The sequence below is a fragment of the Variovorax multivorans genome (assembly GCF_051216835.1).
Lineage (GTDB): Bacteria > Pseudomonadota > Gammaproteobacteria > Burkholderiales > Burkholderiaceae_C > Variovorax.
In genome coordinates, this window is the sequence record NZ_JBPJZL010000003.1 from 378775 (window position 1) to 393393 (window position 14619).

Annotated in this window: 17 protein-coding genes and 1 pseudogene; 4 read left to right on the forward strand and 14 right to left on the reverse strand. The window is 65.0% G+C overall.

Features of this window, described 5'->3' with window-relative positions; genetic code table 11:
* The first annotated feature begins 10 nt into the window (after positions 1–10).
* A complete protein-coding gene (gene ftsY / locus ACSFCA_RS08835; protein ID WP_435459222.1) occupies positions 11–1216 on the forward strand; it encodes a signal recognition particle-docking protein FtsY in 1206 nt (401 codons plus the stop codon).
* 132 nt (positions 1217–1348) lie between these two features.
* Here the strand turns inward: ftsY and ACSFCA_RS08840 are convergent, their stop codons facing one another.
* Both ACSFCA_RS08840 and ACSFCA_RS08845 read right to left on the reverse strand, forming a co-directional pair.
* Complete coding sequence (locus ACSFCA_RS08840) at positions 1349–3151, reverse strand: ATP-binding response regulator (protein WP_435459426.1); 1803 nt, start codon at positions 3149–3151, stop codon at positions 1349–1351.
* Between the two features lie 2 nt (positions 3152–3153).
* Positions 3154–3864, reverse strand: coding sequence for a response regulator transcription factor (locus ACSFCA_RS08845; RefSeq protein WP_435459221.1), 711 nt, complete (start codon positions 3862–3864; stop codon positions 3154–3156).
* A 185-nt stretch (positions 3865–4049) separates the two neighbouring features.
* On the opposite strand from ACSFCA_RS08845, the gene ACSFCA_RS08850 reads away from it, so the two are divergent.
* Complete coding sequence (locus ACSFCA_RS08850; RefSeq protein ID WP_435459220.1) at positions 4050–4514, forward strand: Mpo1 family 2-hydroxy fatty acid dioxygenase; 465 nt, start codon at positions 4050–4052, stop codon at positions 4512–4514.
* A gap of 227 nt (positions 4515–4741) precedes the next feature.
* Here ACSFCA_RS08850 and ACSFCA_RS08855 read toward each other — a convergent pair whose 3' ends face one another.
* The gene (locus tag ACSFCA_RS08855; RefSeq protein WP_435459219.1) at positions 4742–5302 is read right to left on the reverse strand and encodes an ImmA/IrrE family metallo-endopeptidase; all 561 of its coding nucleotides are present in this window, start codon (positions 5300–5302) and stop codon (positions 4742–4744) included.
* Positions 5303–5460: 158 nt separating this feature from the next.
* Positions 5461–5718 (reverse strand): annotated as a pseudogene (locus tag ACSFCA_RS08860) (helix-turn-helix domain-containing protein); the annotation flags it as partial.
* 485 nt (positions 5719–6203) lie between these two features.
* Here ACSFCA_RS08860 and rpoH point away from each other — a divergent pair.
* Complete coding sequence (gene rpoH / locus ACSFCA_RS08865) at positions 6204–7145, forward strand: RNA polymerase sigma factor RpoH (protein WP_093059932.1); 942 nt, start codon at positions 6204–6206, stop codon at positions 7143–7145.
* Between the two features lie 45 nt (positions 7146–7190).
* Here the strand turns inward: rpoH and ACSFCA_RS08870 are convergent, their stop codons facing one another.
* From ACSFCA_RS08870 to ACSFCA_RS08895, 6 genes are read right to left on the reverse strand one after another with little or no spacing between them, the layout of a single operon-like run.
* Entirely contained in the window at positions 7191–8012 is an 822-nt protein-coding gene (locus tag ACSFCA_RS08870; protein WP_435459218.1) for a DNA alkylation repair protein, read from the reverse strand.
* Positions 8013–8028: 16 nt separating this feature from the next.
* Positions 8029–8646: an SCO family protein gene (locus ACSFCA_RS08875; protein WP_258353047.1), complete on the reverse strand. Its 618-nt coding sequence runs from the start codon at positions 8644–8646 to the stop codon at positions 8029–8031.
* A gap of 10 nt (positions 8647–8656) precedes the next feature.
* Positions 8657–9562 carry a heme o synthase gene (cyoE, locus tag ACSFCA_RS08880; protein WP_258353046.1) on the reverse strand — a complete coding sequence of 302 codons (906 nt, stop codon included), beginning with the start codon at positions 9560–9562 and terminating at the stop codon, positions 8657–8659.
* Positions 9559–10791, reverse strand: a complete 1233-nt coding sequence (locus ACSFCA_RS08885) for a COX15/CtaA family protein (protein WP_435459217.1) — start codon at positions 10789–10791, stop codon at positions 9559–9561. The genes cyoE and ACSFCA_RS08885 overlap by 4 nt, the downstream gene beginning before the upstream one ends.
* 6 nt (positions 10792–10797) lie before the next feature.
* Complete coding sequence (locus ACSFCA_RS08890; RefSeq protein WP_435459216.1) at positions 10798–11478, reverse strand: SCO family protein; 681 nt, start codon at positions 11476–11478, stop codon at positions 10798–10800.
* Positions 11465–12316, reverse strand: coding sequence for an SURF1 family protein (locus ACSFCA_RS08895; protein ID WP_258353043.1), 852 nt, complete (start codon positions 12314–12316; stop codon positions 11465–11467). Before ACSFCA_RS08895 ends, ACSFCA_RS08890 begins: the two co-directional genes overlap by 14 nt.
* Positions 12317–12343: 27 nt before the next feature.
* On the opposite strand from ACSFCA_RS08895, the gene ACSFCA_RS08900 reads away from it, so the two are divergent.
* Entirely contained in the window at positions 12344–12574 is a 231-nt protein-coding gene (locus tag ACSFCA_RS08900) for a twin transmembrane helix small protein (RefSeq protein ID WP_093057631.1), read from the forward strand.
* Between the two features lie 77 nt (positions 12575–12651).
* Here the strand turns inward: ACSFCA_RS08900 and ACSFCA_RS08905 are convergent, their stop codons facing one another.
* The 4 genes from ACSFCA_RS08905 to ACSFCA_RS08920 all read right to left on the reverse strand — a co-directional run bounded on the left by ACSFCA_RS08905 (position 12652) and on the right by ACSFCA_RS08920 (position 14608).
* A complete protein-coding gene (locus tag ACSFCA_RS08905) occupies positions 12652–13533 on the reverse strand; it encodes a cytochrome c oxidase subunit 3 (RefSeq protein WP_258353042.1) in 882 nt (293 codons plus the stop codon).
* Positions 13534–13606: 73 nt separating this feature from the next.
* On the reverse strand, positions 13607–13837 hold the full coding sequence (locus ACSFCA_RS08910; RefSeq protein WP_258353041.1) for a DUF2970 domain-containing protein: 231 nt from the start codon (positions 13835–13837) through the stop codon (positions 13607–13609).
* Positions 13834–14460 carry a cytochrome c oxidase assembly protein gene (locus tag ACSFCA_RS08915; protein ID WP_093057628.1) on the reverse strand — a complete coding sequence of 209 codons (627 nt, stop codon included), beginning with the start codon at positions 14458–14460 and terminating at the stop codon, positions 13834–13836. Before ACSFCA_RS08915 ends, ACSFCA_RS08910 begins: the two co-directional genes overlap by 4 nt.
* 34 nt (positions 14461–14494) lie before the next feature.
* Positions 14495–14608 carry a cytochrome oxidase small assembly protein gene (locus ACSFCA_RS08920; RefSeq protein ID WP_019656111.1) on the reverse strand — a complete coding sequence of 38 codons (114 nt, stop codon included), beginning with the start codon at positions 14606–14608 and terminating at the stop codon, positions 14495–14497.
* Positions 14609–14619: the final 11 nt, after the last annotated feature.

Consider the following 14619-nt stretch of genomic DNA (forward strand, 5'->3'; position numbering starts at 1 on the left):
AAAGCTCCTGATGTTCAGTTTCTTCAAGAAAAAACCGCCTGCCGAAACCCCCGATACGCCGGCGCCTACCCCGCCAGCCGCACCGGCGCCCGCCCCCGAAGCCGCGCCGCCGCGTTCGGTGTTCTCGCCTTCGAGCTGGTTCGGCTCGAAGCCGGCGGCCGAAGAAACGCCGGCTCCTGCTGCGCCACCAGCACCAGCGCCTGTCGCAACTCCAGTAGCGGCACCCGTATCAGCCCCCGCATTCGTTCCACCGCCTGTTCCGACCCCAGCTCCCGCGCCGGTTCCTGCACCCGCCGCCGAAATCGCCGTCGCCACCGAGCGCAAGGGCTGGTTCGACAAGCTCAAGACCGGCCTGCGCAAGACCGGCACTGGCATCCAGGCCGTGTTCGTCAACGCGCAGATCGACGACGCGCTTTACGAAGAACTCGAATCCGCCCTGCTGATGGCCGACACCGGCGTCAAGGCGACCGAATACCTGCTCGACGACCTGCGGGGCCGCGTCAAGCGCCAGATGGCCACCGACGCCACGCAGGTCAAGGTCTTGCTGGCCGAGGCCGTGGCCGACCTGCTCAAGCCGCTCGAGAAGCCGCTGGTCATCGGCCAGTTCACGCCCACCGTCATCATGGTGGCCGGCGTCAACGGCGCGGGCAAGACCACCTCCATCGGCAAGCTCACCAAGCACCTGGCCACCGAAGGCGCCTCGGTGCTGCTGGCCGCGGCCGACACCTTCCGCGCCGCGGCTCGCGAGCAGCTGCTGGTCTGGGCCGACCGCAACACGGTCGAGATCGTGAGCAACGAGGGCGGCGATCCGTCGGCCGTGAGTTTCGATGCGGTGAACGCCGGCAAGGCCCGCGGCAAGGACGTGGTGCTGGTCGACACGGCCGGCCGCCTGCCGACGCAGCTGCACCTGATGGACGAGCTGAAGAAGATCAAGCGCGTCGTCACCAAGGCCGATGCCACGGCGCCGCACGAGGTGTTGCTGGTGATCGACGGCAACACCGGCCAGAACGCGCTTGCGCAGGTCAAGGCCTTCGACGAGACGCTGGGCCTTACGGGCCTGATCGTGACCAAGCTCGACGGCACCGCCAAGGGCGGCGTGCTGTGCGCCATTGCGCGCGAACGGCCGATCCCTGTCTATTTCATCGGCGTGGGCGAGAAGCTCGAAGACCTCGAGACCTTCAACGCCCGCGAGTTCGCACAAGCGCTGCTCGGATAAAAAAACGGCCCCGGCTTGCGCCGGGACCGCTTCGCTTTTTCTCCCTCTCCCCTTTTTCCTTCTCTTGCGGGAACGCAATGCAGTGAAGGTAGTGCGCGCAGCGAATGCTCGCCAGTGCCGAAAGTCATGGGCTTATCTGGCAACGGCGACTTCGGCCATCGCCTGCAGCAGCGAATCGGCCACGACCGGCTTGAACAGCACCGGCACCTGCGACTCGCGAACCCGCTGCAGCCTGTCGGGCGAGGTCTCGCCGGTGATGAGCAGCAGCGGCGTCGTCATGCCCTGGCCCTGGCTGAGCCGCAGGCCCGCATCGAGTCCGTCGGCGCCGTCGGCCAGTCGGTAGTCGCACAGCAACAGGTCGAAGGGGCGACCCTCGCCACTCGCCTGTTGCAAGGCGGCGGCGGCGCCGGCCTCGTCCGCCACCGCATGGGCGTCGATTGCGTGGGAGCGCAGCAGGCCCATCATGGCTTCGCGGATTTCCAGTTCATCGTCGAGCAGCAGCACGCGCCCGGGCAACACTGGCGCCGGACCGCGGCGCTGCTCGGCCGCCTCCTCGGCCGTGGCGGCAGATGCCAGCACCCCGACCAGCTCGCGCGCCGCCGCACTGACGGCCGGCACCACCACGCGAAAGTGCGTACCCCGCCCCAGCCGCGAATGCATCTGCACCGGATGCCCAAGCAGCCGCGACAGCCGCTGCACGATCGACAGCCCGATGCCGAGCCCCCGCGAGCGGTCGCGGCCCGGATTGTTGATCTGATAGAACTCCTCGAAGATCCGGCCCGACTGCTCGGGCGCAATGCCGATGCCGCTGTCGCGCACCTCGATCCACACCGAGTCGCCGCGTTCGCGCGCCATCACCGTCACGCCGCCGCGGGCCGTGTACTTGAGGGCGTTGTCGATCAGGTTGGACAGCATGCGGTGCAGCAGCTGCGGGTCGCTGTGCACCCACAGGCCGCTGGCGCGCACGCGCAGCTGCAGCTGCTTCTGCTCGGCGCGCGCCGCGAAGGTGTGGTTGAGGGGCAGGAACAGCGCGTCGAGCTGCACTGGCTGCGGCGCGGGCGTGATCACGCCGGCGTCGAGGCGCGACACGTCGAGCATGGTGTCGAGCGAGGCGCCCAGTGCGTTCACGGCGCGCATCAGGCGCTCGGCGTTGCGGCCCTCGGGGCGGCCGCGAAGTTCGTTCTCCAGCGCAGCGCCGAAAAGGGCGATGGCATGCAGCGGCTGGCGCAGGTCGTGGCTGGCGGTGCCGAGGAAGCGGGTTTTTTCTTCGCTCGCACGCTCGGTGGCGGCAATCTGCTCGCCGAGCCGCGCGGCCAGCGCCTCGTTCTCGAAGCGCAGCATGAGCGACGCGGTCAGCAACTTGTGCTGGCCAATGCCCGCGTGCAGCGTCAGCAGCAGGTAGGCTGCACCGGCTGCCGCCAGGAACAGATGCAGCCCGTCGCCCTGCCAGGCCAGCGCGGTGATCATGCCCAGCGACATCGGCATCGTGTAGCCGAAGAGCGCCGGCTTCAGCGGCCAGAGCGACTGCGCCGCCCGCGCGCAGCTGCCGACGATCACGGCCATCAGCAGCGAGGTCATGGGCAGGTTGTCGTGCGGCACGATGAGCCAGGGCACCACCGCCGTGACCATGCTCACCAGCGTGACCATGCGCGATATCTTGCGCGCCCAGTACGCGCTTTCACGCACGGGCCGGGACGGATTCCAGCGCGGCGTGAAGAACACGTAGACGTCGGCCATCAGCAGCCCGGCCAGCCAGAACAGCAGGCTCGGGTCCTTCAGCTGCGAATAGATGATGCTGCCGAACACCACCACGAAGGCCATGTGCGTCAGCGTCGAGACGCCGTAGGTGCTGTAGACCGAGGCAACATGCTCCCGCAGCACCCGCTGGCCGAGTGCGTGGTCGGCGGAGGGGTCGTTCGACGCGGCGGGCTGCACGCTCAATGCAGGGTGCTGATCAACTGGGCGCGCGAGCGCATGCCGAACAGCAGCAGGATGGTCGAGACATGGTTCTTCACCGTGCCTTCGCTCAGGTTCGCGAGCTGCGCGATTTCCTTGTTCGCCTTGCCTTCGAGCACCCATTGCAGCACCTGCATCTGCCGCGGCGTGAGCTCCTGCCAGGCGCTGGCGTGGGCGAATTCGGCATAGCCGGTGAGCGATTTGGGCACGGCCAGTGGCGGCACCTCCGCCGCGCCGGGATCGAGCAGGCCGCAGGCGCGGATGAAGCTCACCACTTCCTTCAGGTCGGCCGACTTCGGCAGGAAGGCGGCGGCGCCCAGCGCGAGCACGCCCTGCGCCAGCGTGCTGTTGCCGGTGCCCGAGAGCACCACGATCCGCGCGGCCGGAAAGCGCAGCCGGAACTCGGCCACGCCGCTCAGGCCGTGCGTGTCGGGCAGGGCCAGGTCGAGCAGCACGAGGCCGATGGAAGCCTGGTGGGTTTCGTACAGCGCGAGTGCGTCCGCAACGTTGCCGGCCTCGAAGACTTCGATGTTCGCGCCGGACGGGGTGGCCTGGGCCTGAACCAGCGCGCAGACACCCAGGCGCAGCAGGTCGTGGTCGTCCACAACCAGGATCGCCCTGGGCGCGCGGGCGGGCGCGCCAGTCTCCGCGGCCGGTGACAGAGGTGCGGGTGGGGAGTCGAAGGATGCCACGCGCCGATCTTAGCGATGTAACCTTCTTGTGACAGTGCATAAAGTCATGGCAGCCGCCGTGGCTGTAGTGCTTTATGCTACTTTTTTGATAGCAATTTCACATCGCGTGCGCGCTTGCCATCGGGCTTCTCTGTGGGCACCATCGAAAGTCTCGCCGCACCGGACGGCGTCCACGGAGACTTGTCATGACGCATACCGCCGCCGCCCCCCTGGAATCGAGCGATCGCAAGGTCGACCGCCTGCTCGCTCACTATGAAGAGAGCCACCGCAACCCGACCAACGAGCTGATCCATTTCGTGGCCATCCCGGCCATCATGCTGAGCATCGTCGGGCTGCTGTTCGCGCTCCATCCTTGGGTAGCCTATGTTTTCGTGGCCGCCAGCCTCGTCTACTACGCCCTGCTGCGCGCCCCGGCCTTCCTGCTGACCATGCTCGCGCTGACCGCCCTGGCCCTGGCGCTGGTGCATGCGATGGGCGGACTTGTATTGCCGATTTCAGCCGCTATCTTTGTTGTGGCTTGGATCTTTCAGTTCGTGGGCCACAAGATCGAGGGCAAGAAGCCTTCGTTCTTCGAAGACATCCAATATCTGTGGGTTGGCCCGCTGTTCGTGCTGTCCAAGCTTTTCCTAAAGCTGGGCGTACGCTGGTAGCTGTCGGTTCTCATTGCCCCTTGAATCTGACGTCAAATCAGATCAACGACTTGCGCAACTCCCGCCGCATGAGTTTTGAACTCATGAATCGTTGACTTTTGAATTTCGCCCAATTCTGATCATTGGGGATTGAATTTTGGCTTTTTAAAAATGACGGCCTTTAATCATTTCGCGGTGCTGGTCGCCGGCAGTCCTCGCCGCAACTGACAACACCAAGATCGTGCGGATCAGTCATCCTCATCCGTGCGCTCGCCCATCAACAGCGTGATTCGATACCCGTTTTGCTGAACAAGCACCTCTTCCCAAAGCTCCCAACTATGAACGTCTCGGTCCCCAAGCCACCAGTGGGGATCACTCTCCTCCTGGTCGGAAACATCCCCATCGTCTCCGACGAACGTTCGCGCAAGTGAATCCCGAAAAAGGTCCTGACCTCGACGCGGTTCAAGCCACGGGAAATCGCCACCTCTGACCGAGTAGAGGAACTTTCCTTCATGGGAGAAGACGATTGCGAAATCGTCACCGTGCAACTCAGCATACCTGCGCGCGGCCGCCTCCTTACTTACGTTACAGAGCTGCTGCAGGCCGAGGATTCGAGCAATTTCGGGGCTACCTCTCATGAGTGGCAAGGAGGCTATATGGCTCTTGGGCATGAGCAGGGATGCCGCAAATTCGTTGGCCTGCGCTTCCATGCCAAAACGGCCGCTCAAGCCAGTCTCGCTCGCGCGAAGGTGTTCCTTACCGCACAGCAGCCGCTCCTCACCTGGCGGGGCAACGTGTCTCAAGTTCACAAAATGCCCGAGTTCATGCGCAATGGTGAAGCGGCGTCGATCATCACGCTGTTGAATTCCGCCGATCTCTGACCCTAGATTTCCATTGAATACTGACCCACCCGCTTTGTGAGCTTGAAGGCTTCACGGTGTGGATAAGTGCTTGGTGTTCTCCTTGTGTGGATCTGCCGCAGATTGCGCCGCTGTTTCCGCGATTTGGTGGCCTCGATCGCGAGCCAGGTCGCGAGCTTCTCGGCATAGGGATCGAGCTTGCTCGAGCCCGTCCGCTTGGCGTAGCGCGGCATTTCTTCGCCGCCTCGCAGGTACTTCTTTACGGTGTTGCGAGACAGGCCTGTACGCCTGGCTATCTCGCGGATGGACATCTGCTCGCGCAGGGCCCAACGTCTGATGACACTCAATGTCGCCACGTCTATCACTCCTAGGATCCCCTGCTTTAAAAAACAGCAGGGTAGGGTTTTACGTGGGTCAGTCTTAGACGGAAATTACTGCGCTAGCTGGGTCAATTTTCGACGGTAAACAACAAGCAAGGGTTAGCGCGAAAAACCACAAAGTTTTGGCGCTTTAACCGTGCTGGCCCGCAGAAGATGGCATGTTGCTCACCCGAGGCAACTTCCAGTTTGCCGAGCGTTCAAGGTGTCAATTCAGATGAGAGAGACGCTTACACACATACCTAGAACTGTATAAAATTACAGCCTCCCGCAGAGTGTCGCCGGAAATTGGCCTCGACGTTCAACTCAAACAGCCTCTCCCGCAGTTCAAGAGTCGGTGAGAAGAATTCGAGAGTCACTGAGAATCGACAGTAGCCATCGGCTATTTCAGCGATAGAAATTCAAGGGAACCCTTGGTTTAGCACTCCCTCTAACCGAGTGCTAATATGGCCCACACAAAGGAGTTTCCCCTGATGACAACGCTGTCTGGAGTCTCTGCCAACCAGCTGGCCGTCGCCAATCCATGGTCGATGGTTCCCCCGCTGGGCAACCTGGATGCCTACATTTCGGCCGCCAACCGCCTGCCGATGCTCACGCTCGAAGAAGAGCAGGGCTTCGCACGCAAGCTGCGCGACCACAACGATCTCGAATCCGCTGGCGCGCTCGTGCTGTCGCACCTGCGCCTCGTCGTTTCCATTTCCCGCCAATACCTGGGCTACGGGCTGCCGCACGGCGACCTGATCCAGGAAGGCAACGTCGGCCTGATGAAGGCCGTGAAGCGTTTCGACCCCGACCAGGGCGTGCGGCTCGTGAGCTACGCCATGCACTGGATCAAGGCCGAGATCCACGAGTACATCCTGAAGAACTGGCGCATGGTCAAGGTCGCGACGACCAAGGCCCAACGCAAGCTGTTCTTCAACCTGCGCTCGATGAAGCAAGGCTTCAAGGCCGACTCGGCCGCGGCCGACAACGGCACGCACCGCGAAACGCTGAGCCCCGACGAGGTGTCGCAGATGGCGACCCGGCTGAACGTCAAGCCTGAAGAAGTGCTCGAGATGGAAACCCGCCTGTCAGGCGGCGACGTCATGCTCGACCCGGGCCCGTCCGACGACGGCGACGAAACCTTCGGCCCGATCGCCTACCTGGCCGACGCCACGCAGGAACCGACCGCCCTGCTCGAATCGCAGCAACGCGACCGCCTGTCGAGCGACGGCATCGCCACGGCGCTCGAAGCGCTGGACGACCGCAGCCGCCGCATCGTGGAAGAGCGCTGGCTCAAGGTGAACGACGACGGCTCGGGCGGCATGACGCTGCACGACCTGGCCGCTGTGTACGGCGTGAGCGCCGAGCGCATTCGCCAGATCGAGGTCGCGGCGATGAAGAAGATGAAGAAGGCTCTCGCGGACTACGCGTAAGCCAATCGCCCGCCAAGAAGAAAGCCCGGTATCCCCGGGCTTTTTTCATTTGGAAAGCGTCCGCAGCGCCCGCTTCGCGATGTAGCGGGTCTCGGCCGTATCCGACTCCGCCACCCATCGCTCGCAGAGCTTGTCGACCCACTCGCCCTGGCTCTTGCTCGCATCGTTGAGCCAGTTCGCCACCGAGTTCTGCACATAGCGACTGGGGTCGGCACGCAGAGGCTCGATCAGCGGCAGCGCGCGCCACGGCTCGGTCTTGAGCGCATCAATTTGCGCGCACCACACGCCGCGCGGCCGCGTGAGTTCGCTGGCAAAGCGACGGATGTTGGGGTCGGCGTCAAGCACCCATGGCTGCAGCAGCGCGAACGCCTCGTCGAGCGATTCGATGACCGCGTCGCGCACCGCCATCCATGCGATTTCCCGCACGCCGAAATGCGGATCGGCGGCAAAGCGGCGCACTGCCTCCAGTTGCACCGGCAGCGACAGGCCCGAGAGCGTGACCCACTGAGCGGCCCAGCAGCGGGCCACGTCGCTTGCGTGCGTGGCCAGCCGGTGGGCGACGGCATCGCGCTCGTCATGCAGCGCCGTCAGGTCGTAGAGCGCACGCGCGATGTGCCCGTGCCGCTGCATTGGCTTGAAGGCGCTCAGCATCGCGATCGTGTCGGCCAGCCGTTCGCTCTGCGCATCGAGGCCGATGTGCCCCGCCACGCTGCGCGCCAGCCGGGGCAGCTCCAGCGCCATGAATTCGTTGAGGTTGACGGTTTCGAGCAGCCCGTCGTTCAGGGCGCCCAACACCTCGGGTGGAATCAGTGCAATACGGAAGGCGCCCTTGCGCCCTTTCAGGTGCTCGACCGAGCCGGCGTCCATGTGCCCAGAGCCTTTCTCAGGAAGCCAGCAGCGTCTTCAGGTCGGACACCATCGACGGCACGCCGGCGCCGTAGCGCGCGTAGAGCCGCAGCCGGCCCTGCGTGTCGTAGACATAGCTGGCGGCCGAGTGGTCCATCGAATAGCTGGTCGGCGTCTTGCCGTCGACCTTTTTGTAGTAGACCTTGTAGTCCTTCGCGAGCGCGACCAGCTCGTCGGCTGTCGGGATCAGCGCGACAAAGCTCGGGTCGAACGCGCCCATGTAGGCCTTGAGCACCTCAGCCGTGTCCCGCGCGGGGTCGACCGTGACGAACAGCACCTGCAGCTTGTCGCCGTCCTTGCCGAGCTGCTGCTTGACCTGCGCCATCTCGGTCATGGTGGTCGGGCAGACGTCGGGGCATTGCGCGTAGCCGAAGAACATCACGACCACCTTGCCCTTGAAGTCGGCCATGGTGCGGACCTTGCCGTCCGCGTCCTTCAGGGAGAAGTCCTTGGCGTAGTCGGCACCGGTGATGTCGACCGCAGTGAAGCTTTGCTTGGTCTCGCTGCATGCCGAGAGGCCCAGGCCGAGGGTGGCGGTCACGCCCACCCAGCCGGCGCCCGCGGCAATCAGTCGAAGAGCGTTGCGCTTGTTCATGGAAACGTGGTCAGTGAATGTAGTGATCGACGAGCAGCGCCAGGAACAGCACGCTCAGGTGGATCAGCGAAAAGCGGAAGGTCTTGCGCGCCAGCGTGTCGGAGTAGTTGCGCCACAGTGCGAACGCATAGCCGGTGAAGCCGACGCTCACGGCAACCGCCACCGCCAGGTACAGCCAGCCGCTCATGCCGTAGATGAAAGGCATCAGACAGGCTGCGAACAAAATGAAGGTGTAGAGCAGCACCTGCAGCCGCGTGAACTCGTTGCCGTGCGTGACGGGCAGCATCGGCAGGCCGGCCTTGCGGTAGTCCTCGACGCGGTAGAGCGCCAGCGCCCAGAAGTGCGGCGGCGTCCACAGGAAGATGATGAGGAAAAGAATCAGCGCCTCGGGCCCCACGTCGCCCGTCATCGCGGCCCAGCCCAGCACCGGCGGCATCGCGCCCGACGCGCCGCCGATCACGATGTTCTGCGGCGTCAGCGGCTTGAGGATCACGGTGTAGATCACCGCGTAGCCAACGAAGGTAGCGAAGGTCAGCCACATGGTGAGCGGATTGACCGTGAACCACAGCAGCGCCGAGCCGGCTGCGCACAGCAGTGCCGAGAAAATCAGCGCCTGCAGGTCGCTGAGCTGCCCGCGCGCCGTGGGGCGCCAGGCGGTGCGCTTCATCTTCGCGTCGATGCCCTTCTCGACCAGGCAATTGAACGCCGCTGCCGCACCCGCCACCAGCCAGATGCCGATGCAGGCCAGCACGGCGTGTTGCACGTCAGCCCACGAAGGCAGGCCGGGCACGGCCAGCACCATGCCGATCAGCGCGCAGAACACGATCAGCTGCACCACGCGCGGCTTGGTCAGCGCGTAGAACTGGCGCAGCACGTTCGCGGTGCTGGTTTGCTGAACGGGGATCGGGGTGCTCACGCTGCGGCCTTCCTTTGATTGTTGTTGTGACCGGTTGCATTGTCACTGGCGCGTGCGGTCTGTGCCGCCAGGTCGCGCCGGCTCTCGCACAGGGCCCAGGTGAGCACAACGGCCAGCGCTGCTGCGCCGCCGGTATGAAGCACGGCCGCGGCCAGCGGCCAGCCCAGCAGTACGTTGCCCAGACCTGTGGCCAGCTGCAGCAACGCCAGGCCCGCGAGCCATCGCGCCTGCGGGCGCAGTGTCTCGATGCGGCGCAGGCGCCATGCCAGCACGCCGAGCGCGACGAACACCGCATAGGCCATCAGCCGGTGCGCGTAGTGGATCGCGGTGAGCGCGGAAAAATCTAGCGGCTGGCCTTCGCCGGTCACGCCCAGATGGCGCCAGATCTCGAAGCCCTGCGCGAAGTTCATGGCCGGCCACCAGCTGTCCTGACAGGTCGGGAACTGCGTACAGGCCAGCACCGCATAGTTGGTGCTGACCCAGCCGCCGAGGGCGATCTGCAGCACCAGCAGCACAGTAGTCGCGATGAGGCCATTGCGCAGTGCGGGCGACACGGGCGTGGGCAGCCGCTGCGCCGCGCTCTGCTGGTAGCGCACCGCTTGGATGCACAGTAGCGCCAGCAGCACGATGGCACCCATCAAATGCGTGGTGACGATGGCCGGGAACAGTTTCCAGGTGACGGTGAGCGCGCCGAATGCGCCTTGCAAGCTCACGCCAACGAGCGTCGCCGTCGGCCACCAAGGATTCAGCACAACTTGCGCGATGGCAGGCGGAGGCTGCGGCGCGTTGCCGGCCTTGGGCCCAATGGAAGGCCACCATCGCACCAGCCAGGTCGCCAAGGCCAACACGAGGATCAGCACGCCGACACCCGTTGCCAGGTAGCGGTGAACCATCTCGACCCAGGCCTTGCTGTGCGTTACCGGGCCGGTCGGCTGTGCGGCTTGCGCCATCGCGATCTCGTGGCGCGCGCCGGCCGGGCTGGCATTGCCGTAGCAGCCGGGCCAGTCGGGACAACCTAGGCCCGAATCGGTGAGCCGCGTGAAGGCGCCGAACAGCGTCAGGTCAAAAGTGAGGAACAGCGTGAGCACGGTCAGCGCATGCAGCCGCCGCGCCGGGCCCGCGCCCGCATTACGGCGCCACACCCACACCAGCGGGCCGAGCGCGATCAGCACGCCGGCGGCCATGAGCCAGGCGATGGGCGTCAGATCGTAGAGCGAGCTCGTGTCCATGCGGTCTCAGCGGCCGGGTTCGTCCCACGACGCCGAAGCACGCAGCAGGCGATCGAGGTCGCGCTTGGCGCGGCCGGCGCCGGCGGCGTCCATACGGGCGGGGAAACGCATCATCCAGTTGCCCATCGGATCGACCACATACAGGTGTTCGGCCAGCGAGTGACCCGGTACGGGCGCGAGCCACTTGGCCAATTGGTCGGCCGGCACGCGCAGCACGGTGGCGCCGTGCAGGCCATTGTTCAGGCGCTCGGGCACGGGGGCAGCGTCGCTCACGAGCCAGACGCGGTCCATGCGGTCTTTCTCGCGGCCCAGGCTCTCGCGCAACTGGCGCTGCAGATAGAGCTGCTGCTCGCACAGTGCGTCGCAGGCCGCATTGGCCACCGCCACCAGCAGCCATTGGCCCTTGAGCGTGGCGAAGTCGACCGGCGCGCCGTTGCGGTCGGTGGCGATCAGCTTCGGCAGCTCGTGCTGTGGATCGATCAGTTCGCCGTAGACGCTGCGGCCTTCGGGCCGGATCACGTAATAGGTGAAGTACGAGGCAATGACCGGCGCCGCGCACATCAGCATCACGGCGATCATCTTCCAGCGCCCGATGACCGTGCGCCGGACCTCCGCGCCGTCGAGCGCCTGGTTGGGCGACGGCATCGAATGCACCGTCAGGCCCAGCGGCTCGTCAGAAGCGGCCATCGCGTGCGCGGCGCCTTGAGCGGCGGAAGGGTGTGATGAATTGGAACCAGACATAGAGGATGACGACGAGGGCCGACAGGCCGAACCACTGGAATGCGTAACCGTAGTGCCTCTCCAGGCCCAGCGCCGGGGCCGGCCAGTCGCGCTGCAGGCCCTCGGAAGCCGGTCCGCTCTGCTGCAGCGACACGTCGGTGCGCAGCGGCAGTTTGGTCTCGGCACGGAAGGCCTCCAGGTCGAGATTTTGCCGGATGGGCGAATACCCTTCGCCGGCCGGTGCCGGGGCGGCCGGCGCGGAGGCTGCCGAGGCGGGCGCAGAGGCGGCAGGCGCGGGTGTCGGTGCGGACGTACCCAGCTCCAGCAGATGGCTCGGCGGCGGCTCGATCAGGCCCGTGACCTCAACGATGCCAGCCGGTGTCTCGACTGCACCCAAGTGCGTGCGATCGACGAAATTGCGCTGGATCCAGCCGCGCTGCACCATCACCGCTTGCTCGGTACCTTCGAGCGCGAAGGGCGTCAGCACGTAGAAGCCGGGCGTGCCGTGCATCTGGCGGTTGTCGAGGTACACGGTCTGCGTTGGCAGCCAGAGCCCGCGCAGGCGCACCGGGCGGTGCAGCGAGTCGGAGGCTTTTTCCAGCGCCAGGAATTCGGCCTGGGTCAGCGCCGGCTTTAGCTTCTGGGCGTCGATGTCGGCCTGCAGCGCTTCTTTCTGCGCGGCGCGCGAGAGCTGCCAGCGGCCCAGCGAAACGGTGGCCGCCACGGTCAGCACGGCGGCGATGGTGATCAGCCAGAAACGGCCCGGGCGGCGCCGGTCTTCGGAATACAGAGGTTCAGGGGTCACTGGAGAGAACGGGGCGTGCGGCCGATAATGCGGGTCATGAAATATTTCGTCGCCCTGGTGTTCCTGGGCATCTTCGCGAGCCTCGCGTTCGCCCTGTACTTCATGCTGAAGGACGGGCGCAACGGGCGCGCCAAGAGCGGCGGCATGGCGCGAGCGCTCACCTTTCGGATCGGCCTGTCGGTGTTTTTGTTCCTCTGCATGCTGCTCGCCTGGAAACTCGGCTACATCCAGCCCACCGGACTCCCGCTCGGCAAGTAGATGGTGCTCGTTCCACGAGAACCATGAAAAAGGCGCCTTACGGCGCCTTTTTTCTGGAATGCCGCGAGGTTCTTCGCTCAAAGCCAATAGACCAGCATGTAGAGGCCGAGCCAGACCACGTCCACGAAGTGCCAGTACCAGGCCGCTCCCTCGAAGCCGAAGTGGCGCTCCGGTGTGAAGTGGCCCTTGCGCAGGCGCAGCGTGATGAACAGCAGCATCAGCATGCCGATGAACACGTGCAGGCCGTGGAAGCCGGTCAGCATGAAGAAAGTCGAACCATAGGTGCCGGAGCTGAGCTTGAGGTTCAGTTCGGTGTACAGGTGGTGGTACTCGTAGCCCTGCACGCCCAGGAAGATCACGCCGAGCAGCACGGTGAGCCACATGAAGCGGATCGTTTGTGCGCGGTGGCCGGCACGCAGCGCGTGGTGGGCAATGGTGAGCGTCACGCCCGAGCTCAGCAGCAGCGCGGTGTTGATCGTGGGCAGCCAGAACGGGCCGACGGTCTGGAAGGGCTCGACGATGCCGGCCGGCGAGGCTGTGGCGCCTGCGGCGACGCTGGGCCACACGGCCTTGAAATCGGGCCAGAGGATCGCGTTGTCCAGGCTGCCGAGCGCGGGCAGCGAATGGGTGCGGGCCCACCACAGCGCGGTGAAGAACGCGCCGAAGAACATCACTTCCGAGAAGATGAACCAGCTCATGCTCCAGCGGAACGACAGGTCGACCTTGTGGCCGTACTGGCCGCTCTCGCTTTCGCCGATGGCGGTGCGGAACCACACGAACAGCGTACCGAGCCAGATCACCATGCCGGCCAGCAGCGACCACGCGCCCCACTCGTGGCCGTTGATCCATTGCGCGGCGCCCAGGATCACGAAGAACAGGCCGATCGCGGCCGAGACCGGATAGGCCGACGGTCCGGGCACGAAGTAGTAGGGCGTGGTGCCGTGGGTGGTTGAACTCATATCAGCTCCTGGCTTTCTTTCTTCTCTCGATTCAATGGATTCTGCTTGCTGTCGCGGAATGCTTTTTCGTCAATCAGGCTGCGGCCGATGCGACCACATGGCGCACCAGCAGCACCAGCGCGACCACGAAGACGATCACGGCCACAAACGCCACCGCAATGATGTGCAGCGGGTTCAGCTTGCCCAGGTCTTCCTGGTAGGCGCTGTTCTTGCGCACGCCGAAGAACGACCAGCCCACCGCCTTCACCGTGTCCCACAGCGAAGCCTTCGGCCGGGGCCCTGGCTGGTTCAGCGGATCGGTCACGAGCGTGGCTCATTGGCAGTGTTCGAAACGGCCGCCACCGGTGCCGCAGGGGTCTTGCCGCCCACCTCGAAGAAGGTGTACGACAGCGTGATGGTCTTCACGTCTTTCGAAATCTTGGGGTCGATCACGAACGCGACCGGCCACTGCTTCTTCTCGCCCGGATCGAGCGTGTACTGGTTGAAGCAGAAGCACTCGAGCTTGTTGAAGTACGGCGCGGCCTGCTGCGGCGCGTAGCTCGGAATGGCCTGCGCGGCCATGCGGCGGTTCTGCACGTTCTGGAACTCGTACATCACCGTGTTGAGCTGGCCCGGATGCACTTGGATGGTCCGCTCCGCGGGCTTGAAGTCCCAGAGGCCGCCGCGCACGTTGGAGTCGAACTCGACCGTGATGGTGCGAGTCATGTCGACCTGCGTGTTGTCGGGCACGCGCACGTTCTTGCCGCCGCTGGCACCGCCCGGCACCTCGAGCTCGGAGAGCGCGAGGATGTTGATGCCGGTCATCTCGCAAATGGCGCGGTACATCGGCACCAGCGCATAGCCGAACGCGAACATGCCGCAGGCCACGACGGCCAGCTTGCCGACCATGCGGACATTGGCGCGGCGGATGCGTGGACCGAGGCTCATGCTTGTGCTCCCGTTCGTTGCGTGGGTGGCGGGTTCAGCGGCCGCTGAACCAGACCATGCGAACGATGAAGCCGATGAAGAACACCACCGCGATGGAAGCCAGCGTGAGCCCCATGCGACGGTTGTTCCTTTTCTGTTCGGGTGTCATCGTGCTTTCGA

Coding starts and splice junctions, on each gene's coding strand:
- ftsY (WP_435459222.1), top strand. CDS start 11: ATGTTCAGTTTCTTCAAGAAAAAACCGCCTGCCGAAACCCCCGATACG.
- ACSFCA_RS08850 (WP_435459220.1), top strand. CDS start 4,050: ATGACGCATACCGCCGCCGCCCCCCTGGAATCGAGCGATCGCAAGGTC.
- rpoH (WP_093059932.1), top strand. CDS start 6,204: ATGACAACGCTGTCTGGAGTCTCTGCCAACCAGCTGGCCGTCGCCAAT.
- ACSFCA_RS08870 (WP_435459218.1), bottom strand. CDS start 8,012: ATGGACGCCGGCTCGGTCGAGCACCTGAAAGGGCGCAAGGGCGCCTTC.
- ACSFCA_RS08875 (WP_258353047.1), bottom strand. CDS start 8,646: ATGAACAAGCGCAACGCTCTTCGACTGATTGCCGCGGGCGCCGGCTGG.
- ACSFCA_RS08885 (WP_435459217.1), bottom strand. CDS start 10,791: ATGGACACGAGCTCGCTCTACGATCTGACGCCCATCGCCTGGCTCATG.
- ACSFCA_RS08890 (WP_435459216.1), bottom strand. CDS start 11,478: ATGGCCGCTTCTGACGAGCCGCTGGGCCTGACGGTGCATTCGATGCCG.
- ACSFCA_RS08900 (WP_093057631.1), top strand. CDS start 12,344: ATGCGGGTCATGAAATATTTCGTCGCCCTGGTGTTCCTGGGCATCTTC.
- ACSFCA_RS08905 (WP_258353042.1), bottom strand. CDS start 13,533: ATGAGTTCAACCACCCACGGCACCACGCCCTACTACTTCGTGCCCGGA.
- ACSFCA_RS08915 (WP_093057628.1), bottom strand. CDS start 14,460: ATGAGCCTCGGTCCACGCATCCGCCGCGCCAATGTCCGCATGGTCGGC.
- ACSFCA_RS08920 (WP_019656111.1), bottom strand. CDS start 14,608: ATGACACCCGAACAGAAAAGGAACAACCGTCGCATGGGGCTCACGCTG.